The organism is Arcticibacter eurypsychrophilus (assembly GCF_001730525.1).
Taxonomy (GTDB): Bacteria; Bacteroidota; Bacteroidia; order Sphingobacteriales; family Sphingobacteriaceae; genus Arcticibacter; species Arcticibacter eurypsychrophilus.
Genome location: NZ_MDFN01000077.1, coordinates 1 through 571 on the forward strand (window position 1 = coordinate 1; position 571 = coordinate 571).

1 protein-coding gene is annotated in these 571 nt (G+C 45.7%); it reads left to right on the top strand.

Annotated features, from left to right (window positions below; genetic code table 11):
- Positions 1-35 precede the first annotated feature (35 nt).
- On the top strand, positions 36-571 hold a 536-nt coding region (locus BFL47_RS19035; RefSeq protein ID WP_245681420.1), incomplete at its 3' end, for a transposase.

Below are 571 nucleotides of genomic sequence, written 5' to 3' on the forward strand. Positions count from 1 at the left end.
CATGGGAACATTTTATCTGTATGTTATACTGCATCATGAACAACTGTACTTCCTTAAGGGAAGTAACCCATGGCATAGCCGCCTATGGAGATAAACTGAACCATTTGGGGCTCTCTTACACTCCTCCACGCAGTACGTTAAGCGATGCCAACCTGAAAAGGAGCGATACTTTCTTTGGGGCTGTTTATCAGAAGCTCTACCTTCATTACAAGGAACGTTTATCGGACAGCCAAGCGGACAATGAACTTTTGAAACGGATATTTATCATTGACAGCACTACGATCAGCCTGTTCAAGGCCATCCTCAAATGTGTGGGACGCCACTCTGTTGATGGAAAGAGCAAAGGTGGGATCAAAGTACATACCATGCTGAACGCATTTGAAGAAGTCCCGCAACTGATCCATTTTACCAGTGCAGCTACACACGACCATACTTTTCTGTCCAGGCTTCGCTTAAAGCCTCACCAGATTGCCTTGTTTGACCGGGGATATGTGGATTATCAGCAGTATGCCCAATGGACCAGTCAGGACATCCACTTTGTCACCCGACTAAAGGAGAATGCCCTTTATGA